A 26,151-nucleotide genomic window follows, 5' to 3' on the forward strand; every position below is an offset into this window, starting at 1 on the left:
TTAAACCAAATGCCTACCGATGCTTTCGCCCAGCCGGACCGCCCGGCCGGCGGTCAGATCGGCATGCCAGGCGACTTGCTCGGGGCCGAACAGGACGATGATCGTCGAACCCATGTTGAAGCGGCCCATCTCGGCGCCTTTAGCTAGCGTCAGTGCGTCGGCGCCGTATTGCCAAACCCGCGCTTGGCTGACGGTCGGTGGCGTGACGACGCCGTGCCAGACCGTTTCGACGCTGGACACGAAGATGGCGCCGACCAAAATCAAGGCCATCGGCCCGGCTTCGGTGTCGAAAATGCATGCCACCCGCTCGTTACGCGCGAACAGATTCGGCACCGCGCCGACCGTGGTGTTATTGACGCTGAACAACCGGCCGGGCACGTGGATCATTTCCTTCAGTGTGCCGGCCAACGGCATGTGCAGGCGGTGATAATCCTTGGGCGACAAGTAAATCGTGGCAAACCGGCCGTCACTGAAAGCCGCAGCGCGCTCCGCGTCTCCTCCCAGTAACTCCAGCACGCTGTAGTCGTGGCCCTTGGCTTGAAAAATTCGTCCGGCCTCGATCGTGCCGGCTTGACTGACTTCGCCGTCCGCCGGGCAAGCCAGCTCGTCGCGGCCCGACGCAAAAGTGCGGGCGCCGTCTTGCAATTCGCGGGTGAAAAACTCGTTGAAACTGGCGTAACTGTCCGGGTCTGGATATTTGGCTTCCGCCATGTTCACGCCGTACAGGCGGACGATGGTCTTGATGAACAGGTTTTTCCAGGTCGGGTTTCGGCAATGGGTCAGCTTGGCCATCAGATTCGACAGCGCGTGATGGGGCAAGCCGTATTGCGGCAGGACGGTTAACAATTCTTTTAAATTCATGGATTACAGGTCGGGCGTTTTGCCGGCGATCAGATAGGCGAAGGCGATGACTTCGGCGACGGCGACGTAGAGTTGTTCGGGAATTTCGTCGCCTAGCGGCACCTGGGCCAGAATGCGCGCCAGTTCGGGTTGATTTTGTAGCGGAATGTCGTGTTTTTCGGCAATCGCCAGAATTTGTTGAGCGGTAAAACCTTCGCCCTTGGCGGTGACCTTGGGCGCGTTCTTGCCGTCGTATTTCAGAGCGACGGCAATGTCGGCGTTGTAGAAGGTTCTACCGCTCATCGGACGGATCGGATCAGGGCAACTGGACCGGCGTCGGCGCTTGCCAAGCCGGGTTGCGATGTTCGACGACCACCGTCGTATAGATCCCGCCGCGTACATTGAAGTCGGCGCGCAAACGCATGAAATTCGGTTGGGTCGCCGCGGCGATGTGGTCGAGTATTTCATTGGTGACGGCTTCGTGAAAGGCGCCGCGCTCGCGGAAGGTCCACATATATAGCTTCAGCGATTTCAATTCGACGCACAGCCGATCCGGCACGTATTCGAGCGTCAATTTGGCGAAATCCGGTTGGCCGGTCATCGGGCACAAACAGGTGAATTCCGGAATGTCGATACGGATCGTGAAATCGCGCGCCGGTCTGGGGTTTTCGAAAGTGGTCAGGTCGGAACTGGGTTGGGTACTCATGATGGACTTATTGGAATTGATCGCTCGAAATGCCGCCGAATGTCGGCGATCCGCCAATTTTACCAGCTATCGGTTCACAATGACGGTTGATTGTCGCCAGTGGCGATCTTCGCTGGGTTTCAGTTCAAACGCACTTGGTCGAACGGCGTTGTCTTATTGTCGTCATCCTTGCGTGGTATTCATTCAGAGATTTCGTGCGGGGCTAAGTGGGAAGCGTTACTAGATAACGGCTCGGGCTCTGGAGGAGCCGCTAACGATCCCGATGCGATTTCCACCTCGCGGAAGAATCAAAGAAATCGGTGTGGGAGCGGCTTTAGCCGCGATCGAGTTCGTTCCAATACCGGAACTATCTTGTCTCGCGCCAAGAGTTTCAGGCCAAAATTCGATTGTCAGACCAAAATTGCTCTGGCTGAGTTTTCAGGGTAATACGGCTAAGAATTTATTCGGAAATGGCGGTTTTGTGAAAATAAAAAAATATACTTGGGCATTGTTATTTATTTTGTTTTTGGCGGTTTCAATCTATTATGCCGACAATTTGACGCTGGAAACGGTGAAAACTAATAAAGTTTGGTTAAGTCGGTTTATTCAAGATCATTACTCGTTTTCGGTGGTTTTGTTTTTTCTGGCTTGTGTCGTTTTCGTCAACTCCCCGGTACCGGCCGCCGCGGCGATAAAAGTGTTGGGCGGCTATTGTTTCGGGTTTTATCTGGGAGCTATCTATAATGTCGGGGCGACTATTTTAGCCTGTTTGGTCGGGTTCGCCATTAGCCGCTATGCGTTAAAAGGGTGGTTTGAAAAAAGCTATTACGATCGAATAAAAAATATCGATACCGAGTTGGAACATAATGGCTTTTATTATTTCCTGAGTTTACGACTGGTCATGGTGGTGCCGTATTTTATCATCAATATCACCGCCGGGATTTCCAGAGTATCGTTTCGGCAATATTGTCTGAGTACGATATTGGGCGTGTTGCCGACTTCGTTGATTTACGCCAACGGCGGCGAAAAATTGGAACGCATCGCGTCGTTTAGCCAGTTGTTGGAGCCGCAGGTACTTGCGGCTATTTTATTGGTCGCGGCACTGTCGCTGGTGCCGGTGCTGTTAAACAAGAAACATCCGAGTCGTGGTTGACTCCGGTCCGTCCGGTCGAGTTGCTCGGGACGGATGATGTCGGTAAAGCGCATCGTTCTCCGCCGATGCGCCTCATCCGTGAATTAACGAGAATGACTCAATCAACTTTTAGCTCGACCCAGGCCCATCAAACCTAGGATCGCTGGGCCGAACAGCCAAACGCTTGCCGGAACCGGCACGGCTGCGATCGAACCGAAAAGTCCGTGAGTCTCATCGTTTGGGCCGGCCGTGAAATAAAGCTTGTCGAGGCTGCCAGACGCCGTGCCATTTCCGATCGACAAAGCCCACAAACCGTCGATGGTCAGCGGATTGCCGTCGGTACCGGTCAATTGTCCGCCGAAGCTATGGTCCGATGCCTTGAACGCGCTGATGGTGCCGTCGCCGAAGTTGCCTACCAATAAATCGCCGGCGAATTCGCCGAACGATGCCGGCGCGATTGCCAATCCCCACGGTGCATTCAACGTCCCTTGGCTGGCGACGCGTTGCAGTAAATTGCCTTGTAAATCGAAGGCATCGACAAAGCCCAAGCCGGCGCCGGCCACTTCGTCGGGCGAGTTTGCGTCTTGCAAGGCGTAAGTGACGTAGAGCGTTCCGTTCAGGTTTTGAATATTAAAGGGCGCGTAACCGTTCGGCAAATTGGGGTCGGTAAATTGACCGCTTAAGTCGTCCGCCGCCGGCGTGCCTTTGAAAACGTCGATACGACCGGATTTAAAATTGGCGGCATACAGGTAGCTGTTTCCGGACAAGGCCGCTTCCGCCACGCCTTTGTAAAGATTTTGACTGGACCCGGTGATCAGCGTTTCAGCTGAGCTGCCCACGCCTCGCCAGCCAGATACGGTGCCGTCTTCGCTGACGAAGATAAACAGATTGCCGTTGAAGGCAGCGGCGTTATTGTTGAACACTTGGCCGGTCACGTTGCCGGCGCCTGGAATCGACAGGTTCAAATCCAGTTTCGTGGTGGCGTTGGTGCTCGGATTCACAATGTATAGCGTGGAGAGTCCCGTGCCGTTGTCGGAGATCTAAAACGGGCCGGTAGGCGCGTAAGAGATTCCCCAGGCATTGACCAAAGATGTGTCGGTAATTTGCGCCGGATTAGCCGCCTGATCGTCGGTGACTAAATCGACGCGCGAGAATGAGGTTGCCGCCGCCGTTGACAGCGAACCGAAGCTCAGCGCGGCGGATAACGGTAAAGTCCAAAGTGTTCTGCGAGAAAAATAAGAAAGCTTGGATAACGTACTCATAGCGATTTTCTCCAATTGAAAAGATAGTGACGAGGATATGTTGACTGGGGGCGTTTCGTTTGACAGGTGCTGATCGATCGGGAGTCGTCTTGTCAGCTAACAGGAGTGGCGGATTTGACAGCGTAGAGGTTATGTTATCCAAGTCGGCTGGTAAGGCGTCGCGCTGAAATGCCGGTGCGCGTCCGTCACTCGAAATGAAGACGGCGGTCTGTGTTACACCGCCGTCTTGCGGTCGTCAAGGTGACGAAGTGACATCGGAACGTTTAGTGGTTGCGACGAATGCGAGCAAAACCAAACAGAGCCGAAACGAATAGCCAGATGGATGTGGGGAGCGGAACGGGGGCGGGGCTAGAGCCCGCTATCAAACTAAAGTTCAGACCACTGCCGTTGGTTTGACTGTGCAGATTCAAGCTAAACGAAATACTCAATATTCGGTTGTTGTCGCTGATCCAACCATACCAATTGCCCATATCCAGAGTTTTGTTCGAGAAAAAATTAGCAGCGCTGTCCGGATCGGAGAAATCAGTTAGATCGGTGAAACTAAAGCTGTTCGAATAACCTCCGTTCGCTCCGGATACATTGATATCGAAATTCAACGATTCGCCGGCTGCAAGGTTATTGGATCCAAATACCGGGTTTATCAGACCTAGTAGCGAGTCTTGATGCATGTCGTAGGCGGAGGCGTCCAGATTGAGGCGCAAACTAGCATGATAGTCGTGAAAACCAGTATCGTTGGATTCGTTTGACACTCCTAGCGTACCTAGTAGCCATATTTGGCTGGCACCGCCTACATCGAAGTCATGTAGTACGGTGGGGCTGGTTGCCTGCAATGCCAAGGCGTCGTCATTATCTGGCAACACTGTGCCGAACGCTACCGCCTGCTTACCAGCCGCGTCGGCTTGTGTGGCCAGCGTCTGGCCTATGGCTGACTGGGCGTCGGCATTTCCTTCTACGCCCTTCGCCGTTTGCGCGGAAGAGACTAGCATCATATCGCGGAAATGCGTCGAAGCGTCGGCGCTTGCGCCGATGGCACCAACTGCCGAGGCGTCAGCCTTGATAACGCTGGGTCGATTGGAACCGCCGCCAGTACCGCCGTAGGCGTCGGCGTACGCGGTGGCGTAATCGTGATCACTGTCGGCACTGGCACGAGCAATGGCGTCGCCTCCGCTGCCGCGTTGCCCAACAAAAGAGCTGTTTCCACCCTGGCCGCCTGCCGCGTAAGAATGAGCGCTTGTGTAACCGGTTGCGTGGTTGGTGGCGGTGGCAACCGCGGTGCCGCCGTTACCAGCACTGCCGCGGCCTAAGTCGCCGCCGCCGTTGCCGCCGACGGCACTGGCGCCCGCGTCCGCCGAATAACCAGTGTTGGTTTCGGTGTATGTCACACTAGCTAGCGCATCGGCGTTACCGCCGTTGCCGCCTACACCTTCGCCAGTATCAACTTGACCGCCGTCGCCTCCGTGAGAGTTAGCAATTACGTAGTAGCCCGAGCCAGTTTGCGCTAGTGATTTAGCAGAACCACCGTTGCTGGCGCTACCACCGCCGTATGCGTTTCCGCCCTGACCACCGTAAGCAGAACTACTGAGGTCAAGTGGGCCGCCTCCGAGGATGATGTTTGTCAAAACGGATTCGGCGTTGCCTGCCGAGCCGGCGTTGCCGCCGCCGTTTGCGTCTCCGCCGTCACCGCCGTAAGCGAACTGAGTGAGAAGACCCGAGCCAGCCGAAGTCGGTCCGCTAACGAGGTTAATGCCGATTGAATCGGCGCCTGAGCCGCCGTTTGCGCCTTCCTCTCCGCTACCACCAGCACCGCCGTATTGATAGGTGTTGGCCTCCTCGTAGCCTCCTTTGAAGTTGACGGAGGTTTTCGCTGTTGCCGTGCCGCCATTCCCACCGGTATGGCCTATTCCCCGCCCAGATCCGCCGTTTCCACCGTGAGCGGTGGCGGTGGACCTAGTTTCCACCGTCTGCGAGTCGCCGAAAGTACTTTCGCTGGTATAAGCGCTGGCCGAGCCCCCGTTTCCACCTTGCACGCTCCCGCCTATTTCAGCGCCTCCGCCGCCGTTTCCACCGGTAGCTGATGAAGTAACAGAAGCCCTCCAATAGTTTACGTCGTTACTAGCGTTTGCGACAACGGTAGACGACGCCGAACCGCCGTTGCCGCCGACGCCTTTGCTAACTCCGCCACCTGCCCCCCCCTGAGCGGAACCGATTACGGAATCAATACTGCTGCCGTCGGCGATGACGGTATTCACACCGTTACCGCCGTTGCCGCCGTTTGCGCCGTTGCGTCCTGTACCACCACGACCACCATTTGCGGAGCCGGTGGCGGACGTTGAACCACTGTTTTTGGCATTGACGTATGAAGTGCCTGACGCACCCGCACCTGCGGTTCCGCCAGCCTTGGCGAGGTCACCGCCCGCACCACCGTATGAGTAGGAGCCGAGCGACAAATAACGTGCAGATGTCGATTTGCTCAGGCTGCTGGAAGCGCTACCGGCAATACCGGGGGTTCCACTCTCACTTCCGCCGCCTCCGCCGCCGGTGGCGATTTGGTTTAGTGTTAAAGTGCCGGCGGTTTTGCCATCGACGACATTATTTAACTTGACCGATACCCCGTTGCCGCCATCGTTGATGCGCTCGGACATGGTGCTATTGTACCCATTGCCCCCGTTACCCCCTGTGGCCGATCCGGAGATGTCCACTCCCCCGTCATCGGTGGATTCACCGTAGCCGCTGATCAGAGCAATTCCACCATCTCCACCGGCGCCGAAACCGCCATAATTAAAGCCTCCGTCGCCCCCCGTTGCGTTTGCCGAACCGAAGACGCTTCCTGCCTGAATCAATTCGACGGTTGATTTTGCTGAACCGCCGCTGGTAGCTAGACCACCGTTATTAGCTGAGCCGCCGAAACCACCGTAAGCGGAGCTATTCGAGCCGATGCCGTTGCCCCCGGTATTGCCGTTGTTCAAGACGGATATCGCGCTTCCGGCCAAACCAGCGTTGCCGCCGCCATAAGCTGGTCCACCGCCGCCACCAGTAACTTGTTGGCTCAATGATAAGAAGCCGAAAGTTGCGCCTTCGACGACGTTTTGGGCTGTAATATTCGCTCCGTTACCGCCATCGGCGCCTTCTTCACCGATACCTCCAAATCCGCCGAAAAGGTATGCCTGCGCGCCCACGTTGACTAATCCGGTTGACTGAGCATTAGCCGATCCTCTCGCCGTACCGCCGGAGCCGCCTTGCTTACCGATACCTTTGGCGCGACCGCCGTCACCACCGGTGGCTGATGAGGTAGTCATAATGGTAGCTTCAGAACAGATCAGTGTAACGCAGCTATTTCCGAGTGGATCATTGTTCCGCGCAGCACTGATCGCACTCGCGCCGCCGCCGTCTCCGCCGCTTCCAGCCAAAAAAGCCGATCCTCCGTTGCCTCCGTGCGCGGTAGTGGATGCATAGAGTTTTCTGCCTTTTTTGAGCGTGCCTTGGTTGCTAGATTCCGCGCGGGAGTCGGCATTACCCCCGTTTCCGGCGACTCCAGAGCCTTTATATAGCAGACCGCCGTCTCCACCGCGCGCTTGGTCGTAGGTGTAAACGTCGTTGCCGTCGTCGGAACGGCCGATACTTTCACTGGTTGCCGTGCCGCCATTGCCGGCAGCACTCGATTTAGAGTCGCCGCCATTACCACCTTGCGCATTGCCCTTGACTTCAATCGGTTGATCGGCGCCGCGGGTTTCCGCCTTACTCTCGTTCGTGGCAGCTCCGCCATTTCCACCAGCCGCTCCTCTATACCCAAAGCCACCCATTCCTCCACGTGCGTTACCGTTACTGATCGCGCGGCCAGCACTGTTGACCGCCAAACTGCTGCTAAACGCTAAGGCGCCGTCTGCGGCTTTGCCGGTAGCGGCACTTAACGCGCCGCCGTTACCGCCGAGAGCATTGCTAGTCACTTTCAACGATTGGGAGGCGCTGCTTTTAGACAGAAAGCTTTCAGCTAGGCCGCCCACTCCGGCACCACCGCCGTCACTGTCGCCACCCTTGCCACCGCTGGCGGTTTGGAAAAGATTAATTTTGCCGCTGGTGGCACCATCAACTTTGTTGATCAGCGTAACGCTTGCACCACTGCCTGCGTAACCGTGAGACGAGCCACCGTTGCCGCCGCTAGCAATGCCTGTGGCGGAAACATTGCCGATAGTCGAACTAGCCAACAGTGCTTCCGAGGGTGTTCCGCCCAGCGAGGCCGATCCGCCGTTACCCGCGTTTGCCGAGCCGTAATATCCGTTTCCACCCTGGCCACCGACCGCTTTTCCGTAGACATAGGCATTCCCGCTACCGGTGTTGATAGCGTTCGCTTGTATCACGGCATTTCCACCGGCCCCGCTAGCACCGGGCATACCACTAACGCCACCACCTGAAGTGGAACCACCCGAGCCGCCGCCGCCGCCGTTGCCGGCAATCGCCGTTGCAGAAGCACTGACAGTATTCGTAACGAATGCGCTGCTTCCCGTTTGAGAGCTGGCATTGCCCCCATTACCGCCAATGCCGCCGCGACCCGCGTCGGCACCGCTAGAATTTCCGTTTCCGCCACTACCGCCGTTGCCCCCATTACCGCCGTAAGCAATGGCGGAATTTTCGATGTCTGAATTGCCGACTGTAAAACCCGCGTCGGCAATCGCGTTTTGGCCTCCGCTAGCCGCCGCCCCGTCGCTTCCAGGGTTTCCAGAAACTCCGGTGTTGCCGTTGATACCGGGAGCAGCGTTGACTGAGATTATCGACGCCCGTGCCGCTTGCGTGTGGATCGTCAAACTGGCCGTCAGGAAAACTGCACAAATCGAATTGAGATTAAAACGTTGTGAATCCAGTTGCATAATTTCCTCTATTTGTTAAGGAATGTGGGCTAGCGACAAGTCTCGACTCTCACGTGCCAGTTAAGTTGCCACTGGCTGGCCCTAGGACGTATTTGTAGCGAAACGATCAGCACAAACAATTTGACGAAAGTGGCGACGAATGACGTTAAATCCTTTTATTTTGCATGGTATATCACGCAATTCGCCTTTGTCTATGGAAATTTTGTGGCGCCATTGCGATAAATACTGAGAAGCTTCTCGCTCTAGCACAATCTTGTTAAGGTCAGATTCAGGTGGTTTTGTCGGTTACTAGGATATGGGAGTATTCGAAAAAACAACTGATTATGGATGGGAGGCTCTGTTACATCAAAACTTAACCAACGGAATGTAAGAGCATTCCCATGTCAATCGCAACTAGGCACATAAATTCGGAGCTTCCCTGCCTCAACCCGCATACACCTCGTCCTGCTCGATCAAAAACAGCACCCAGGAAAACTGGCCGGTGCTGATCTTGCTGCCGCAATAACCGCATTCGCCGCTTTGGCCCATGTTGTCGGCCGGGGCGCCGCAACTGGGGCATTGGCTTAGCGCGTAGGGCTGGTCGCGGCGTTCGGCGGCGGTACGGCGGACGAAGGTCCAGTATTCGGAATAGCGCCGCAACTTGGATTTGGAGCCTCCGACCAGTTTGCCGTTGCCGTCTTCGGTGTAATCGTTGCAGGCGGCGAAGATGCGTACGGTGACGGCTTCGTAAAACAGGTCGCTATCGATTTTCGCCAAAACGACTTGCTCGATCCGCAGATTGTCCAACCGGTTGAACCAGCCGCGCGCGACGTACATTTTTTGCCAAAAGGCGTTGGTTTCGTAGAGCCGGTCCGACAGCAAATGCCGGGCCGCTTGCCATTCGCGCCGGCTCCAGCAGCCGTAAATGGTCAAGAAATATTGACGAACGACGTCTTTCTCGAACGGCGCCCAGAACGGCGTCCAATCGGCGAGGCCGTATCGTTGCTGCCAAGCATTGATTTGTTCGATCAGATCGCTTTGTTTGATCGTGACGGCTTGCGTGCCTTGCTCTTCGGCGTAGGCCGCCAAGCCTTCGTCCACCGGTACCGCGTGGGTACCGACCACGATGCGCTTGCCCAGACACCATTGCTCGCCGCCTTTTTGCACGGTCGCGCCGCAATAGCCGCACACGCCGGTATCGGTAAAATGCGCGGGGCCGCCGCATTGCGGGCAGCTCAGGGTCTGCATTTTTTCAGGTTCCGCCGACAGTAAGCCCTTGCGGCGGTATAGCCGCCAACGCTCGACGACGGCGTAGCGCGAATGCGCGTCTTGCAGGTCCAAGCTGTAGTTGGCGTCGATCTCGATGTCGATACTGTCGCTGTCGGCGCCGGTCGTGTCGACGGCGAGCCAGCGCATGCCGTTGACGACGATTTCGCTGACGGTCCAGGGTTGGGCTTTGCTGAAATGGCCTTGTAGCTCGGCGCTTAAGAATGGCGACAAGTACTCGAATTCCGGCTTGGTTGAGTATTCGTAAAATTTGCAATACAGGGAATGCACGAATTCCAGAAACACGATCGCCGAAAAGTGGCGGTCCAGCCGCTTCAGCGCGGCGACTTGCTCGGCAATGCCGTTTTGTCGGCGGACGCGGACTTCCGGCGGCGGGGTGGCGGGGATGGCGCGGGTTTGCGATTGTTGGTGGATGATGTAAATGACGATCGCGGCGATGATTAAAAACAGGACCAAGGCTTCCAGCGTCGACATCGGATGAGCGGCCGACGATCCGCCGCCGTGGGTGCTCCAACTGGAACTCGAATGGGAGCCGCCGCTAAAACTGTGCGAACTCGATGAGCTGTGCGAACTGCTGGAATGCCCGCCGCCCGGCCGGGCCGGCAGCGCTTGGGAAACGGTCAAACCGACCAACGTTACGATCGCAAGCCACTTTTTCATAAATCGACGTCCAGCCGGTCCGGCAATTCGTTGAGGTCGCCGGTGCGCACCGGCAGGTAGCGGGCGCAGGCGTCGGCGGTGTTCGCCAAGGCCGGCAGCAAGGCCTGTTCCGGCCGGCCGGCGGCGAAGACCGCGTCGAACTCGGCTTGCAGCGTCCGCCAAACCGGTTGCGGAATCGCCTGCTCCAGTCCCCGATCCGCCAACAGAAACACTCGCCGCTCCAACAGCGAGCAATACACTAGCAAGCCGGTCTTGCCGCTCGTATGCTGAATGCCGGCTTTTTGAAAGATCGCCCGAGCCAGGATTTCCACCGCCTTGTCCAGACGCGCCCGGCGTACGCTAAAGCGCTTGATGATCGGCAACGTGGCGACGGCGTAAGCAAAAGCGAAAGTCAGCAGCGGGGCGTAGTAGATTAGCCAGTTTTCGAACTCGACCGGCGCGTACATCAGCAGCGTAAAACACAGCCAGGCCGCAGCCAATCCCCAGACCAACGGCACCGAGCCGTATTCGGCCGAGCGCGCCCGGAACACCACCACGACTTCGGCTTGCGAACCGCGTTCGATATGCTTGATCGCCTCCCATAACCGGGCCTGATAGTCTGCCGCCAAATATCGTTTCATCGCTTTTTCACCGCCGTGCTCTATAGTTGGTTTCCAAGTTTTATTCTCAGGGGACAATCATGGGACTTTTCGACGGTTTGCAACGCCAACTGCGCTCGGTTATCGAATGGCAACAGCCGGCGCCGAACGCCTTGTTCGAACAATGGACCGACAACGGTGACGAAATCAAAAACGCTTCGACCTTGATCGTCGGCCCCGGCCAGGGTTGCATCTTCGTCTATCGCGGCAAAGTGCAGGCGGTGTTCGACACCGAAGGCTCCTACAACCTGCAGACCGACAACATCCCGTTTTGGACCACGATTGCCAGCTTCATGCAGTTTTTCGAAAGCCAGTACAAGGTCGGCATTTATTTCTACCGCAAGACCGTGATTTTAGATCAGAAGTGGGGTACCACTTCGATGATCAAATATCTGGACCCAACCTATAAATTTCCGGTCGGTCTGCGCGCCTACGGCAATTATAGTTACCGTCTCGCCGACCCCGCCGGGTTTTTCGTCAACGTGGTCGGCGAGCAAAAGACCTTCACCACCGAGCAATTGCGTACCGTGATCGTCGCGCGGCTCGGCCAGCCGCTGGCCGATTTTCTGGCCACCAGCCGCTTCGGTTATCTGGATATCGATACCAATCGCGAAGAAATCGCCGCCGGCGTGCTGCAAAAGTTGCTGCCGATGTTTGCGGAACTGGGCTTCGCGATCACCGACTTCAGAATCGAAGGTACCGACTTCGACGAAGACACCCTGAAACGCATCAACCGCATCGCCGACATGACCGCCGAAGCCCAGGCCGCCAAGGAAGTCGGTCTGGACTACGCCCGCATTCAGCAATTGGAGGCGATGCGCGAAGCCGCCCGCAACGAAGGCGGCGGTGCCGGGATGGGCATGGGCTTGGGCGCCGGCATCAGTTTCGGTCAGAACATCGCGCAAGCGATGAACAATCCCGCGGCCGGCGGAGGCACGCCCGCGCCGGTCGCCGCCGATCCGATGGAAAAACTCGCGCAACTGAAAAAAATGTTCGAAGCCGAGTTAATCACCGCCGAGGAGTACGCGGAAAAGAAGAAAAGCATTTTGGACGGGATGTAACGGCGCGCGGCGCTGTCGCCGGTCGTTTAAGCTCGACCGGATGATTGCGGGGCGGGCAGTTTGGCCGGAACCGAGCGCGATGCTGGACGCATTGGACGCAAGAGGCCGCGAATCGCGCTAACACGGCCGCTCGAGTGCTGGCGTTTAGGCCAATGGCAGGTAGATATCCGTGATCTGTTCGTGTTCCGGCGTTTCCGGCACGCGCTTGATATAGTGAAAAAACAGCGGAAAGTCCCGCAATTCCTCGCCGCTGCCGGGCAGCCAGTCGCGGAACAGGTAGTACACGCTATCGCTGATGCGGTCGGTCGAGCCGATATGGCGCACCACGGCGCAACGTCCTTCCGGAATCCGTTTGTTGACGACGCCTTGCGGGTTTGCCGGCACGGCTTGCTCGACCTCGCCGCAGACATCGAAGCGAAACTCGTCCGGCGGTGTGACGGCCGGGTCGTCATAGGCGATACCGAAGGTCCGGCTCGTGGCAATCGGCGACAGGCCGCTCTGCTTGCGCCAATCGATGAAGGTTCGAACCGTGTCCATCACTAGGCTGGGCGCGGCGCGGTGCTCCAGCACGGCAATCAGAGTTTCGGAAAATTCGACGATGTTGACTTGCATAAAGTGACTCCTGATACGTTGGGGTAAGCGCATGCGCTGGTTCCACGGCTGCCATGCGGGTTGGGTTCTGAATTGAGTCGGCGTTTGTCCGAAGCATTTTTTGAAGGCGCGAGAGAACGATTCCGCGTTACCGAATCCGGTTTCCAACGCAATATCGGTAATCGGCCGCCGTTCCTGAAACACCAGTTGATACGAGGCTTTGCGCAAGCGCAATAGCTGCACGTAGCGGGTCGTGCTCAGCCCGGTATAAGCGGAAAACTGCCGTTGAAAGTGGAAGCGGGAAAAATGTGCCTGCCGGCTCAATTCGTCAACCGACAGCGGCTCGAACAAGTGCCGGTCGATGTACTCGAAAACCCGATCGAAGCGCGCCGCATAGGCCGCGTTCGCTACTGTGTCTGTCACGGTAATACCTCCTGATTCGAGGCTTACTGTAACAAGCGCCGAATCCCGCCGCCTGACCGAACGTGCGGAGTTGAGTGGATTTACGCTGGCTCTCAAGCTCCGGCTTGGGAGCCCAAACCTGAGAAGTTCCAGCTTCCTAATTCAATCATCGGGAATCCCTGATTGTGCCGATGACTCGCTCTGCCTGGCCAATAGGGCCGGTTCCGGTCGGAACCCGATGGGTCAAGGGAGGGTAGGGGGTATTCGGCCGCCCGCCTGCGAACCGCTGCCTAAATAAAAAAGCCCCGAACGCCGGGTGGCGCTCGGGGCTCCTCTTAACAGTCCGTGGCCGGTTACCCGGCCGACTGGGCGCTTATTTCACGATTTCAGCGGCCGCCGCTTTCAACTTGGCGGTGTCGGCCTGCATTGGTTTCATCATGTCGTTTTTCGAGGCTTTCGCCCCGGCGACCAACTCGTCGGCCGTTTTGAACTTGCCTTTCAAGGTTTCGAAGCTGGGCGCTACCGAACCGTTGTGGCAACCCTTGCAGGTATCGGCGTCGCCCGCGTGCGACAACGACGGTAGCCAGGCAAGAAACAGCGATGCGATAGTGGTGATTAGAGCGTTCTTCATAACTCGGACTCCTCGGTTTTATAGTAATTATTGAGTTGAGAATCGGCGTTCGTTCCAATCGAATTTTCTCGACGGACGGACACCGAGCGCAGTCGGATTTTTTCCGATTGCGAAAAAATTTCTATCACACGACCTACCGCAATGCAAATCGTGGCGGCATAAAAGCGCGAGCGGACCGTGGCCAGACCGGCGCGGCGCTTCGCTAAACGATGCGGGTTCCAGCCTTGGACCAAGCGTCGAGTTTGGATTTCCAGGGCAAAGACGGTTAAAGATCTGAACCACGAGGGTATTAAACCATCGGCCCGACCAGCCAGCCGACGAACTCGGCCCTTCAATGCCGTTTGCCTGTCGAAGGGCGCGCCAGCCTGGGCCCAGTCCGAACGGAATGCCGGCGATACAAGGGGCCGAGTTAACCGCTCGATCCTTTTCTACCGGCGCGTCCTTAGAGGATGTCGCCAATCCAAGCGCCGCCAATCCTGTGCTGAATGCCGCTGAAACGCTCGGCTTGAACGGGCGTCCGCCGGAGCGCGCCGCGCGGACGCGAATGCCATCGGCAAATCCCGCCCGAGCACCGGCGATACTCGACGTCGAGTCTTTTTTGCTCGGCCGCGACCCGGCGATATGCGGCGTCGAGTCTTTTTTGCTAGGCCGAACCCAGCCATACGCGGTGCTGAGGCTTTCGCCGGAATCCGGTGTGGGTTTCATTCAACTTTGTCAGATGACTCAATAAGCATCGTCATTCCGGCAGGGAAGGGCGGACCCGTTAGAGCTCGGAGCGAATCCGGACGCCATGGACGGATTTAAGCCATACCATCCATGGTACTGGATGCCCGATTCCCGGCGCGCATGACGGCCTTGAACAAATCCGGGGCGATGGCGCCGGATCACGTTTTCGCTAAACCGATGTAGGCTGCCTTTCGAACCAGGTCCGGAAGCGCCAGCTTCCCAAATTCTCGCCAGTCTTTGACCGCTTCGATCAATCCCTCCGCGCCCGCATAATGCCGCGAACCGGAATAACGCCAATGCTCCGGCAAACCCACATAGCCGCGTTTGGCCGGATCAAGGTGGATGTAAACCGGCTTCCGCCGCCTCGCCGCCTCGGATTCGATCCGCCGCGGATGACTACCTTCCTCCCAAACCCGATATTCGTTCTCGATCTTATGCGGCCGCTTCAACAGCGCCAAGAATTCCAGCACCCGCGCCGAACCGTTTTGTTGCAAATGACCGATGATTTGCTTGGCGGTGTAAGTCTTAAACCGCTGCATATCCCGGCTCAAATCCGGAGAAGCGGCGATCAGGTGCAAGTGATTTTCCAGGATCACGTAACCGTACAGCTGAAACCCGCTGTCCCGCTGCAAGAACCGCCAGGAATCCAGCACGATATTCACCGTCGCCGGGCGAGTAAACAGCGGCAGCCACTGATTGATCGTCGCGGTCAGGAAGTGCGGGCTGGGGTTTTGCAGGACTCGGTAGCGGCTGCGGGGCATGGGCTATGGTGAGTTGGGTGGAACGGAAGCAGGGGTTTGGGAACTAGCAACACTAGCAAAGTGGTGTTAATCGGTAATAAATAAAGCTCATAAACTGGGTGGCGGTTTGCCTTTGGTCTTCTATGTCGTTACCAGTCCAAATATGGTGTGCAGGATTTAAAGTTTCTCTCCATTGATGTGCTTCAGAAGTTGTAATCTCGGAAATAGCTCCAATCTCCTTCAGTTTGTCTATTCTGTCAGAAAGATTTTGTTCGTTGATACCTAGAAGTTGTTTGGCAAAACGAAGATTAATTTCGATTTCCAGAAAAATTCTTAAGTCTCCAGCGTTATGGGTATTAGTAGTTCCTTGAACAAAATGAAAAATGTTTTGTGCTACCTTTTCATGGTTCGTCTTTATGAAGTTTTCAATTTCTTCAACGTGAATATCTGAAGAATTTACTTTACGTTCAATAGAAAGAAGCTTGACCGGTTTGTTATACCTATAAGTATTTAAAAAGTAGGTGACCCCTTGTTCAAAATGGCTAAGCAATATGATTTGCCTAATATTGTCGGATAGCTTGATAATTTCCTGATACACCATTGATATTCTATGATTGTCAAATGATGTGACTGGATCATCTAAAACCACAATACAATTTCTCTTTTCCTCATCGCTTAGACCGTCCACTCCAGCCCAGAATACCGATAAAGCTAGAGATCTTCTGTCCGACTCACTAAAAACACGCTCTAAGTTTTTCTCGGAAATATCATGTCCATTAAATTTAACTTTTAAATAGTAAATTGGCTTATACCCTTTAGTATCCAAACCTTTTTCAAGCTGAAAATCATGGCTACCGAAAAGATTAAAAAAAGCATTGAGGCGACCAAAAAACTTATCAAGAAATTGACTTTGTTCTGCTTCTAACTCCTCTTCAAGTTTAGGTATTTCTTCTTTTAATCTCTTAATGGTGCTATCAAAATCCTTATAGTTTTCACATTGTTCCGACAACTCAAGGCGTTTGAGCTTTTGTGCTTCTATCTTTCCTTCGCGACCTATCGCGGAAAGCCGATTTGCAATAGTATCATCTAGCACTGATGCCTTAAAGGCGTAAAAAATAGAATTTATCTTTGCAATTACGCCGTTGTATGAATCAATTATTTCTTCGATTTTAGTGTTGACTTGCAATAGAGTATTAAATTGTAAAGTATCAACAGTCCTATGCGGTGAAGCCAGTTTTTTCTTTAATGCAAAATCTAGTTCATTGTTTGAATCAATTATCAGTTGCTCCCACTGAGAAAATAAATTTTCTAGCTGAAAAGTCAAGGAATTTATTTGAGCTTCAAAAACCTTAATTTCTTGATTATCTTCTAATAGTTCAGGATAGCTCATTACTGCCGCTTTATTGCTTTCAATGGCAATTCTCAACGGACTGATTCGGTCTTTGATAAACGTAGCTTGGCTGCTTTCCAATTCTTGTTGTATTTGCTTATCATGTTCGTCGTAAGCGGTATCGAAGCTTTGCCGATAAATCTCCAATAAGGCCAATGCTTCTGAGCTAAGCGTTTGTCCGCAAAATTGGCAGGTTTCTGAATTATTTTGATCTAAACCTTGGCGTATCCAATTTTCGGCATTCTGGTTTCCATTGAAATTGGTCTTAATGTGTTCAATGAGTTTTTGTTGGGCTTCTTGATGGCAAGATTGCAGTGATGATTGTAGGGTATCATTTAGCTTGGTTAATGCTGCGGAAAAGTTGTTATTCCATTCAAGGGTTCCACATTCTTTTCGTTGTTGAATTGCTGCGGCACTTTTTTGTTGCTTACTTAGTTTTCCATACTCATTGCGCAATAAGTCAATTTTTTGATTAAGCTCTTCGCATGATTCTGTTGGTGACAATGCAATGAAATTCGATAAATTATCAACATCTTTAAATGCTGCTTTCTGTAAGTCATTACGTTTTCGTGTCGCATCACCTTTTTGCTTGTTTTTGCTTTCAATTTCCAGTCTTTTGGCGACACCTTGTTCGCCAAGTACGAATAAACTGAAGTTGCCTTTAGTTTCCCTGGAAAACTGTCGTCCTGCAAAAAGGTTGTTGTGATAAAAACCATCGTCGAAAATTTTTATTTTAAATCCAGCAGGTGGAACAGATAGCCAAGTCCCATTTAAATATTTAATTGTTTGCTCGCCTTGTAATTCGTCAACAGAAAATGAAATTTCAGCTTGTTGCGATTGTCCGTCGCCAGGTATGGTTTTTCTTTGTTTGACGGCATCGGTGTTTCCGCTTTCCAAGCTTGATAACAAATCACCCAAGGTTGATTTACCATAAGTGTTTCTACCGAATATCAATGTAATCTTTTCAAATTGGGCATTCCCTGGTTGGCACGACTTAAAGCGACCGATATTTTGAATTTTCTTTATTCTTTTTAACATGGCAATTAATCCTATGTTTCTGAATATTCGCTAATATTCAGAGCTGAGCTAGTTCCCAAGCTCCAGCTTGGGAATGCAACCTCGGAAGCTCTAGCTTCCTATCCACAACTAGACTGGAAACTAGAGCTTCCAAGGCCGGGGTTCCCAAGCTGGAGCTTGGGAACCAGACCGACCGGCTGGTCGATAGCTCAATCCAACTCATCATCCATTCCAAGCGCCCGCATTTCCAAGCCCTCGATCTCCTGCAAAGACTTGCCGGCGATGCCTTGCAAATCGCCGTACATACCCACCGTGGCATTCATCACCCGCTCGATTTGCGCTTCGCGTTTGGCCCATTGTTTGGTGATGGCTTTGCGTTCCTTGTCCAGGTCTTCCTGCATGGTGGAGAAGGCTTCGACGATGGCTTCGACGCGGTGACGGAAGCGCGGGCCGGTCAGGTATTGGTAGACCATCTCGGTTTTGCCGTGTTGGCCTTCGGCGGCGAGGCGGGCCATGCCCACTTCCAGCAGCGTGTGGCGCAGTATCGTGGCGACCGGCAAGGCGGCGCGCGGGGCGGTGACCCAGATACCATCGATGACGTCGAAGCTGTCCACGCCTTTGGGCAGGGCGTGGCTGACCAGCACGGCGATGTCGGCCTTGGCGCTGCGCTGGTCTGCGCGCAGTTTCACCAGCCAGCCGTCGCTCCAGTTTTTGGTGCGTTTGGCTTCCCAGAGAATGCTGCCTGCGGCTTGCCCGGAGCCGCCGACCACGCGTTGCAGCAGGTCGCCGCCGAATTCGCCTTTGGCGACCGGTTCGATGTTGTCGAACGGAAACTTGGCGCGCAACAGGTTTTCCAACTCCAGTTCCTGCACTTCGCCTTGCAGTTGCTGCGAGCCTTGTTCGGCTTTTTGTTTCAATTCCTCGATTTTTTGCTGCATGGAAGCGATGGTCTGGTCTTTTTCCATCACCCGCAGTTTCAGGCCTTCCTCGGCTTCGCGTTTGGCTTGGTTGCGCACTTCGGCCAGATTGGTTTGTACGCGTTTTTCGATGGTCAGTTCCAGCTCGCGCTTGGCGTCGTCCAGTTCCCGTTGTTTTTTGATCAGCTCGGCCTGGGCTTGTTGAGCTTCGGCGAGCTTGGCGTCGCGGACTTTCAATACTTCGTTCAGTTCGGCCAGCTCTCGGCTTTTGTGCTCCAGTTCGGCGGCGGCAGACTGTTTGGCTTTGCGGGTTTCTTCCTCGATGACCCGCTGACGCTCGGCTTGCAATTGTTTGGCGACTTGCTGCGCGACTTGATCGTCCAGGCCGCGCTTGGCTTCTGCCAGTTGTTTTTCCTGGTCTTTAATACCTTGTTCGCGCAGGGCGATGGCTTGGTCTTTTTGCTGTAACTGCTGCTCGAACTGTTTGCGGGTGGCGGCGAGCAGCGGCGCGGCTAGCGATTCGGTCAACGGTACTTGAGTGTTGCAATTGGGGCAGGTGATGGTGGCTTCGGTCATGTGGGTTGGAAAGTCGGCGGATTTGGGAGCGGCATGATACCGGCACGGACCGGTTTCGTCTAACGGGAACACTACTTAGGTGTGTCGGTCCAGCTCGGCCAGGTCCAGTGCGGTATTCACGTTGGCGAAGATGCCGGGCCGATCCGAGAAATCTACTAGGACTGGGTTGTGCTCGGCAAACCACAGTTGCAATTTGCGCTCGCCGCGGTCCAGATAGGCTTGCAGATCGGCGGCAAGGTGGGTGCGTAACGCGGCGACGGTCGGATGCCAGCGATTGCCGTCGTGGGCGGCGGCAATCGCTGGCTCGTCGCTTAACGCGGTTAGCAGTCGCTGTAAATCGGCGGTTTCGATCAACGGCGTATCGCAGGGTAAGATCAGCAGAATCTCGCTATCGCAGGCTCGCATGCCGGCCAGAATACCGGCCAGCGGGCCGTCGAAGTCGGTGTTGGCGTCGGCAATTACCGGATAGCCGAGTTGACGGTAGGCGTCGCGATTGCGGTTGGCGCTGATCCAGGTAGCGCCCACCAAGGGTTGCAACGCGGCCAAACCGTAAGCGGCCAGCGGCAAGCCTCGGAAGGGCAGCAAGCCTTTGTCGCGGCCGTCCATGCGTCTGGCGCGGCCGCCCGCCAGGACCAAGCCGGCGACTGTGTTTTGCCCGTTCATGATGATAAACTTTGCCGATGTTGAAGAGAGCCGTCATTGTCGCAAGCCTGCCGCTGTTTGCAAGCTGCGCGGCGCTGCCGCCGAATACCGAGTTGGTGCCGTATTACCAGGTCGAAACCGTCAAGCCTTACGACGAGGTGCTGGCGGAACTGGAAGTGGCGATCGCCGAGCACAACTTTCGGATCACCGGCCACAGCCGGGTCGGCAAGGTGATTCGCGATCGCGGCGCCCAGGGTTTTCCAGAATACGACACGGTCCAATTTTGCAATCTGACGCTGGCGAAGGTGGTGTTGGAGATTACGCCGCACGCGATCGGCTTCATGCCTTGCAATGTGGTGACCTACCAGTTCGACGGCAAGACCCGAGTCAAAACCCATTTGCTGCCCGAGGACACCGATAATTCGGCCTTGAACGCGTTTGCCAAGGAAATGAATCCGCAATTGCGGCAAATCGTCGATTTCGCCGCCCAACCCTGATTTCAATCAACCCCATCCGAAATACACCATGAAAAAAACCTTGTTTTCGACCATTGCCGCGATCGCGCTTTTGACCGGTTGCGCCGCCCAGCAGGAAAATACCCAAGCCGAAGCCTCGGCCACCGAAGCGGCGCCGGCCAGGATTAACGACTTTCCGACCCGCGACCGGGTGGAGTACGTGTTGGAATGCATGGCCAAGCGCGGCGGTAGCGGCAGTTACATCACCCAATACGCCTGCGGCTGCAAGGTGGATAAGATCGCCGAGAAACTGACTTTTGCCGAATACGAGGCGGCGCGCACCTACACGCAAATGCAGAAAGCTCCCGGCGAATCCGGCGCGGCCTTCCGCGATGCCAAACAGAGTAAGGACTTGCGCGCCAAATTGAAGGAAGCCGACGCCGAGGCCGAAAAAGCCTGCTTCGTGAAATAAGCTGTTGTCGCCAACCGATACGTGGGCGGGCTTGCGTTCAGCGGCGGTTCCGCGTTCCGCTCGGCGGCCAATTGCGTATCGGCCGGTTTGCCGGCGTCTCCGAACTGAATGCCGGAAACCTGGACTATCTGCCTCAATCACCTATTATCCTGGCTTTTGAATACCGTTCGCCCTGGGCCTGTCGAAGCACCCACCAGCCTAGGCTTCGACGAGCTTAGCCCAAACGAAATACCTGTGATCAATAGGGCCGGGTTAATAGTTCCGTCTTGTTCCGATGATGCGGTGCTGGATCGCCGGTCACCGCTGACGGCGCGCTATTGCGGATCGCTTTTCGTCGTGGATGGTGTCGATTTCTCCGTCTCAAACGCCGTTGAAGGCCAAAATGCTTAAATTACTGGGTTGGCTGCTGTTGGCCGCGCCGCTGGCATTGAAAGGGCTGTACGTCGATCGCTTTATTTACGACTACACCGGCACCCGCTGGCTGGGTCTGGGGCAGGTAATCGCCAACGACGCGGTACTGTTTTTCGCGATCTTGTTATTGGGATATGTGTCGCTGTCGCCGCGCTTGCCGCGTCCGGCGGTAGCGCTGTTACGCCTGACGGCCTTGGCGATATGGGCGGTGTATTGGATCGATTACGCGATCATCGTTAATTTCAATACCCATCTAGCGCTCGGCGATGCTATTAAATACACCGATTATTCGCTGAAATACATTCGGCAAATTTACGGGTTGAGCGATGCCGGGCTGGCCTTGCTGGGCGCGGCGCTGGCGATATTGCCGGCTTACTGGGTTCTGGCGCGGTTTCCGGCCGTCGCGACCCGCCGGAAGTGGCCGCTGGCACTGATTTGCAGTCTGCCGCTGGCTACCGCCTTCGCGGAAAACGAGCGCTACGCCCACGCCTGGATTTACAAAAACGTCATCGACTACAACCTGACGATCCTGTCCGAAGCCTCGCCTTACAGTCCGGCTTTCCGTCATGCGCTGCGGTATCGCGAAACCTTGAGTTGTCAAACGGCGGCGCCGGCCGGGCCCAACGTCATTGTCCTGATGGTCGAGTCGCTGTCGGCCTACCAGAGTCGATTCTTTTCCGGTATCGAGGACTGGACGCCGAATTTGGACGCGATTGCCGCCGAACAACGGGCCTACACCCAGTTTTACGCCAACGGCTTTATTACCGAGGACGGCGAAATTGCGTTATTGACCGGGATTTTGCCGCTGTATCCGCCGTCCAGCTACAGCGACGACGGCGGCACGTCATTCCATAGTTTTTACGATTTGCCGGAGGCCTTGCCGCGTGTGTTGAAACCGCTCGGTTACCGTAGCGAGTTCCTGACCACCGCCGATCTGGAGTTCGGCAATACCGGCGATTGGGCGCGGCGCGCCGGTTTCGATGGTGTCGAAGGTCACGATCATCCGGAATACGACCGCTGGGAGCGTTTTCACTTTCAGGCCGCGCCGGACGAAGCCTTGTACCGGCGGCTTATGGATCGCGTCGCGATGCAACGCGGACCGTATTTACTGTTCGCCAAGACCGTCAGCAGTCACCATCCCTACATCAATCCCGAGACCAAGGAAAAATCCGAGTCGGCGGCGATTCGTTATACCGACCAACAATTGGGCCGGTTTTACCGGCAATTGCGGGCCTCGGGATTTTTCGACAACGGGGTGTTGGTCATTGTCGGCGATCATCATTCGATGACGCCGCTGAAAAAAGCCGAGGGCGAGCGCTTCGGGCCGTTCAAGGCCTCGGCCAGAGTGCCGTTGGTACTGGCCGGCCGCGGCATCCCGCCCGGTGTGGAAGCTCGGCCGTTTCAGCAAATCGACGTGTATCACAGCCTGCGAGGCCTGATCGAAGGCCGGCAATGCCACGGCGATTGGATCGGCGATTTGCTGGCCGGCGCACCGCCGCGTTTCATTTTGCATCGGCGCGGCGACAATCGCGATATGGTCAGTTTGTTTAGCGAGGACGCCGATTATCTGATCAAGCTGGACGGCGGTGCGACCCGCTTGGCCGGCAAGGCGCCGGCCGATCCGAATTTGGCGCGCGAGTGGCTGGACAAGGTCAATTCGGCGCGGATTGCCCGAGCGGACTGGGCGGCGCGGCAATCCGCCGAAAGGTCAAATTGATGCGCGCTTGCTTGGCTAGACGGGTTTTCGGCAATTCGTGACGCCAGTGGTGTTGCAGGCTGCCGGCCATGATCAGCAAGTCGCCGTGCGCCAAATCGATGTCCAGGGTTTCGCGGCCGCGCTTGTGCCTAAAACGTAGTAGCCGGCTGTCGCCGAAACTCAGCGAAGCGATCAGCGGATTGCGGCCCAATTCGGGTTCGTCGTCGGCGTGGAGGCCCATCGAGTCGCGGCCGTCGCGGTACAGATTGGCCAACACGCTATTGAAGGGATGGTCGCAAGCCGTCTCCAGCTCGCCGCGCAGGGCTTGCAAGTGGGCGGTCCACGGCAGAGGAGGGTGATCGACGCCGGAATAGCGGTAATGGGCGTCGGCGTCGCCGTACCAGGCCATCAAGCGCGGCACGGTCACCCAGCGGCCGAACAGGTGGATTTGTTCGGATTGCCAGGCCAGTTCGGTTAACAAGCGCGCGAAATGATCGTCGGCCACCGCCGGCGGATAAAAACCGCGTAGCCAATACAGTTCGCCGTCGAACGGCGCCAGATTGTCGGCGATCGCCTGTTTCAATGGACCAGCAGGACCAACATTTGCGCGGCGACGATGCGCAGGATCATGACTAGCGGATACACGCTGGCATAGGCTACCGAGACCGCCGGCGACGGGCTGAAGCTGTTGGCGAAGGCCAGCGCCGGCGGATCGGTCATGCTGCCGGCCAACAAACCGCATAGCGACAGAAAGTTCATCCGATACACCAGCCTCGCGATGCCGGCGACGATTAACAGCGGCAACAAGGTAATCGCCGCCGCGCAGGCCATCCAGTAAACGCCGTCGCCGTGCACCAGCGTGGCGACGAATTGGTCGCCGGAGTTCAGGCCGACGCAGGCCAGGAACAGCACGATGCCGATGTCCTTCAAAATGATGTTCGAGCTTTTCGGCAAGTGCCAGGTGACCGTGCCCCAATTGCCGATGCGGCTCAACACGATGGCGACCAACAGCGGCCCGCCGGCCATGCCGAGTTTGATCGCCGACGGCACGCCGGGCACGTACAACGGAATGCTGCCCAGCAAAATACCCAGAGTCAGGCCGATAAAGATCGGGATGATTTGCGGGTGGTCCAGCGTCTCCAGCGAATTGCCCAAGGCCGCCGCGATGTTCGTCAGCGCCTGTTTACTGCCAACCACGTGCAACTCGTCGCCGTATTGCACCTGCACGTTGCTGGCCGGCGAGAATTCCACGTCTGGGCGATGTACCCTGGAGATCGTCACGCCGTAGAGCAGGCAAAGCTCGCCGATGGTAACGCCGATCGCCGAGCGGTCGGTCACGACCATGCGCTTGCTGTCCAGATGGCTGGGGATTTGCTTTAGGTCGACGTCGGATTCCGGTCCGATTAGCATTTTGAGCTGTTCCAACGGCTCGCGCGGACCGACCAGGCGTAGGATGTCGCCGACCGCCAGTTGGCTTTGGCGCTTGGCCAACTGCACTTGGCCTTCGTGCAGAATCCGGGTGGTCACCACGTTATGCTCGTGAATAAACGGAATCTCTTCCAGCGTCTTGCCGTGCAAATTCAGGTTTTCGACGCGCAAGTCCTTCCAGATCGGTACATCGTTTTTTTGTTGGCTTTCGGCGTATTGTTGGGTTTCGGCGTCGATGTCCACCTGGCAGAGTTTTCGATAGATCAGCATGGTCAGGATGATGCCGATGATGCCGAACGGGTAGGCCACCGCGTAACCCAGACCGGGCATTTTCAAGGTTTCCGGGTTGATGCCCGGCGTGCCGCCGAGCACTTGCTGAGCCGCCGCCAGCGAAGGCGTATTGGTGGTGGCGCCGGAAAACAGGCCGACCGCGACCGGCATCGGAATCTCGCCGAAGTGCGCGATCGCCACCACCAACAGTGCGCCCAAGCCGACGATGGCGGCGGCCAGACCGTTCAGCCGCAAGCCGTAACGCATGAACGAGTTGGCAAAGCCGGGACCGACTTGCAGGCCGATCGCATACACGAACAAAACCAAGCCGAAATCGCGCAAAAAGTGCATCACTTCCGGATTGATCGTTAATCGGTAATGGCCGAATAGTAAGCCGGAGAACAGTACGCCGGCGATGCCGAGCTGAATGCCCGCCAACGACAGCCGGCCGAGTATCAACCCGCTGGCGACGACCAGCGCGATGATCAGCAGCGTATGCGGCACCGAATCTTGTTCGATCAGAGTCAGCAGCCAGTTCATCGGCGCTCTGCTCCAATCTGGATTCGGCCGGTTTGTCGGGCAAATCGATACCTGTTGCCTAAGCGGCGCGGCCGCGCCATGCGGGCGGGTTTGCCTAGCCGGCCGAGGCTGACTATGATGGTCGCGCGCAGGGTAGCGGCAACGTCAAAAACCAATTGGGATACCATCATTTAATTCGCGAGTCCATTATCCAAACCGGGAGAAGTCTATGAAGCGATCTTACAATATCAAAATTCAATGGCTGGCGTTATTCGCCTTGTTCGCGGGGGCCGCGCAGGCCGCCGATGTCGGGGCCGGCAAGGCGAAGTCGGCCGCCTGCCAAGCGTGTCACGGGCCGGTTGGCGTGAGTAGCGGGCCGTTGTGGCCGAGCTTGGCCGGTCTGAATGCCGGTTATATTGAAGGTCAGCTGGTCAAATTTCGCTCCGGCATGCGCGATGACCCGGTCATGCGGCCGATTGCCGAGGAACTTAGCGATGCCGATATGCAAAATTTGGCCGCCTATTTTTCCAGCTTGCAAGGCAAATCGGCCGGCGGCGATCCGGCATTGGCCAAACTTGGCAAGGATAAGGCCGGCATGTGCCTGGGTTGCCACGGCAATAACGCTCAGGGCGTCGGCATGGCGCCGAAACTGGCCGGCCAGCTACCCAAATACTTAGCCAAACAATTGACCGATTTCAAGAAAGGCGCCCGTAAAGCACCGCAAATGAATGCGATGGCTCAGTCGCTTTCAGACGATGACATCAAAGCGCTGGCGGCCTATTTGGCGTCCTTGTAAGCTAGGTCCGCGCGGGGTGGCAAAGACTTGCCGGCCGGCGGCAAACCGACTTGCCACCGGCCGGTT

Annotated in this window: 22 protein-coding genes; 6 read left to right on the forward strand and 16 right to left on the reverse strand. The window is 56.0% G+C overall.

The window, feature by feature from the left end; translation table 11 throughout:
- Genes asd through queF form a run of 3 tightly spaced genes read right to left on the reverse strand, consistent with a single transcriptional unit; the run spans position 1 to position 1,546 of the window.
- Positions 1-861, reverse strand: a complete 861-nt coding sequence (gene asd, locus ACQE3E_RS09900) for an archaetidylserine decarboxylase (RefSeq protein ID WP_427501571.1) — start codon at positions 859-861, stop codon at positions 1-3.
- Positions 862-864: 3 nt separating this feature from the next.
- The gene (locus tag ACQE3E_RS09905; protein ID WP_064026042.1) at positions 865-1,143 is read right to left on the reverse strand and encodes an EscU/YscU/HrcU family type III secretion system export apparatus switch protein; all 279 of its coding nucleotides are present in this window, start codon (positions 1,141-1,143) and stop codon (positions 865-867) included.
- 13 nt (positions 1,144-1,156) lie between these two features.
- Positions 1,157-1,546, reverse strand: a complete 390-nt coding sequence (gene queF / locus ACQE3E_RS09910) for a preQ(1) synthase (RefSeq protein ID WP_064025988.1) — start codon at positions 1,544-1,546, stop codon at positions 1,157-1,159.
- A gap of 460 nt (positions 1,547-2,006) precedes the next feature.
- Between queF and ACQE3E_RS09915 the strand changes: the two genes are divergently transcribed.
- Positions 2,007-2,678, forward strand: a complete 672-nt coding sequence (locus tag ACQE3E_RS09915; RefSeq protein WP_427501572.1) for a TVP38/TMEM64 family protein — start codon at positions 2,007-2,009, stop codon at positions 2,676-2,678.
- Positions 2,679-2,779: 101 nt separating this feature from the next.
- On the opposite strand, the gene ACQE3E_RS09920 is transcribed toward ACQE3E_RS09915, so the two are convergent.
- The 5 genes from ACQE3E_RS09920 to ACQE3E_RS09940 all read right to left on the reverse strand — a co-directional run bounded on the left by ACQE3E_RS09920 (position 2,780) and on the right by ACQE3E_RS09940 (position 11,327).
- Positions 2,780-3,697, reverse strand: coding sequence for a TIGR03118 family protein (locus tag ACQE3E_RS09920; protein ID WP_427501648.1), 918 nt, complete (start codon positions 3,695-3,697; stop codon positions 2,780-2,782).
- Positions 3,698-3,919: a hypothetical protein gene (locus ACQE3E_RS09925; protein WP_427501573.1), complete on the reverse strand. Its 222-nt coding sequence runs from the start codon at positions 3,917-3,919 to the stop codon at positions 3,698-3,700. It abuts the gene before it with no gap.
- A 263-nt stretch (positions 3,920-4,182) separates the two neighbouring features.
- Entirely contained in the window at positions 4,183-8,781 is a 4,599-nt protein-coding gene (locus tag ACQE3E_RS09930; protein ID WP_313728179.1) for a beta strand repeat-containing protein, read from the reverse strand.
- 423 nt (positions 8,782-9,204) lie between these two features.
- Positions 9,205-10,707 carry a TIM44-like domain-containing protein gene (locus ACQE3E_RS09935; RefSeq protein WP_427501574.1) on the reverse strand — a complete coding sequence of 501 codons (1,503 nt, stop codon included), beginning with the start codon at positions 10,705-10,707 and terminating at the stop codon, positions 9,205-9,207.
- Positions 10,704-11,327 (reverse strand): TPM domain-containing protein, encoded by a 624-nt coding sequence (locus tag ACQE3E_RS09940; protein ID WP_064025983.1) that lies wholly within the window; start codon positions 11,325-11,327, stop codon positions 10,704-10,706. Before ACQE3E_RS09940 ends, ACQE3E_RS09935 begins: the two co-directional genes overlap by 4 nt.
- Positions 11,328-11,386: 59 nt before the next feature.
- Here ACQE3E_RS09940 and ACQE3E_RS09945 point away from each other — a divergent pair, with 59 nt between their 5' ends.
- Positions 11,387-12,406: an SPFH domain-containing protein gene (locus ACQE3E_RS09945; protein WP_313728177.1), complete on the forward strand. Its 1,020-nt coding sequence runs from the start codon at positions 11,387-11,389 to the stop codon at positions 12,404-12,406.
- A 144-nt stretch (positions 12,407-12,550) separates the two neighbouring features.
- Here the strand turns inward: ACQE3E_RS09945 and ACQE3E_RS09950 are convergent, their stop codons facing one another.
- The 6 genes from ACQE3E_RS09950 to mobA all read right to left on the reverse strand — a co-directional run bounded on the left by ACQE3E_RS09950 (position 12,551) and on the right by mobA (position 20,059).
- Positions 12,551-13,420 carry an AraC family transcriptional regulator gene (locus tag ACQE3E_RS09950; protein ID WP_071159474.1) on the reverse strand — a complete coding sequence of 290 codons (870 nt, stop codon included), beginning with the start codon at positions 13,418-13,420 and terminating at the stop codon, positions 12,551-12,553.
- Positions 13,421-13,772: 352 nt separating this feature from the next.
- Positions 13,773-14,030, reverse strand: coding sequence for a hypothetical protein (locus ACQE3E_RS09955; protein ID WP_313728175.1), 258 nt, complete (start codon positions 14,028-14,030; stop codon positions 13,773-13,775).
- An 884-nt stretch (positions 14,031-14,914) separates the two neighbouring features.
- Positions 14,915-15,517: an REP-associated tyrosine transposase gene (locus ACQE3E_RS09960; RefSeq protein ID WP_313728174.1), complete on the reverse strand. Its 603-nt coding sequence runs from the start codon at positions 15,515-15,517 to the stop codon at positions 14,915-14,917.
- Positions 15,518-15,569: 52 nt separating this feature from the next.
- Entirely contained in the window at positions 15,570-17,924 is a 2,355-nt protein-coding gene (locus ACQE3E_RS09965; RefSeq protein ID WP_313728173.1) for an AAA family ATPase, read from the reverse strand.
- 188 nt (positions 17,925-18,112) lie between these two features.
- Complete coding sequence (locus ACQE3E_RS09970) at positions 18,113-19,396, reverse strand: DUF2130 domain-containing protein (protein WP_313728172.1); 1,284 nt, start codon at positions 19,394-19,396, stop codon at positions 18,113-18,115.
- 75 nt (positions 19,397-19,471) lie between these two features.
- Positions 19,472-20,059, reverse strand: a complete 588-nt coding sequence (gene mobA, locus ACQE3E_RS09975; protein WP_313728171.1) for a molybdenum cofactor guanylyltransferase MobA — start codon at positions 20,057-20,059, stop codon at positions 19,472-19,474.
- Positions 20,060-20,076: 17 nt separating this feature from the next.
- Between mobA and ACQE3E_RS09980 the strand changes: the two genes are divergently transcribed.
- The 3 genes from ACQE3E_RS09980 to ACQE3E_RS09990 all read left to right on the forward strand — a co-directional run bounded on the left by ACQE3E_RS09980 (position 20,077) and on the right by ACQE3E_RS09990 (position 23,093).
- Positions 20,077-20,535 (forward strand): DUF302 domain-containing protein, encoded by a 459-nt coding sequence (locus ACQE3E_RS09980; protein WP_313728170.1) that lies wholly within the window; start codon positions 20,077-20,079, stop codon positions 20,533-20,535.
- Positions 20,536-20,563: 28 nt separating this feature from the next.
- Positions 20,564-20,965, forward strand: a complete 402-nt coding sequence (locus ACQE3E_RS09985) for a hypothetical protein (RefSeq protein WP_064025956.1) — start codon at positions 20,564-20,566, stop codon at positions 20,963-20,965.
- A gap of 382 nt (positions 20,966-21,347) precedes the next feature.
- Positions 21,348-23,093: an LTA synthase family protein gene (locus tag ACQE3E_RS09990; RefSeq protein ID WP_313728168.1), complete on the forward strand. Its 1,746-nt coding sequence runs from the start codon at positions 21,348-21,350 to the stop codon at positions 23,091-23,093.
- On the opposite strand, the gene ACQE3E_RS09995 is transcribed toward ACQE3E_RS09990, so the two are convergent.
- Both ACQE3E_RS09995 and ACQE3E_RS10000 read right to left on the reverse strand, forming a co-directional pair.
- Positions 23,029-23,655 (reverse strand): alpha-ketoglutarate-dependent dioxygenase AlkB family protein, encoded by a 627-nt coding sequence (locus tag ACQE3E_RS09995; RefSeq protein ID WP_313728167.1) that lies wholly within the window; start codon positions 23,653-23,655, stop codon positions 23,029-23,031. The two genes, ACQE3E_RS09990 and ACQE3E_RS09995, sit on opposite strands and share 65 nt — an antisense overlap.
- Positions 23,652-25,310 carry a putative transporter gene (locus tag ACQE3E_RS10000; protein WP_071159449.1) on the reverse strand — a complete coding sequence of 553 codons (1,659 nt, stop codon included), beginning with the start codon at positions 25,308-25,310 and terminating at the stop codon, positions 23,652-23,654. Before ACQE3E_RS10000 ends, ACQE3E_RS09995 begins: the two co-directional genes overlap by 4 nt.
- A 208-nt stretch (positions 25,311-25,518) precedes the next feature.
- Here ACQE3E_RS10000 and ACQE3E_RS10005 point away from each other — a divergent pair, with 208 nt between their 5' ends.
- Entirely contained in the window at positions 25,519-26,085 is a 567-nt protein-coding gene (locus ACQE3E_RS10005; RefSeq protein WP_064025431.1) for a c-type cytochrome, read from the forward strand.
- The last annotated feature ends 66 nt before the right edge of the window (positions 26,086-26,151 follow it).

It is taken from the genome of Methylomonas sp. MED-D (assembly GCF_050276835.1).
In the GTDB taxonomy this organism is placed as follows: Bacteria; Pseudomonadota; Gammaproteobacteria; order Methylococcales; family Methylomonadaceae; genus Methylomonas; species Methylomonas koyamae_A.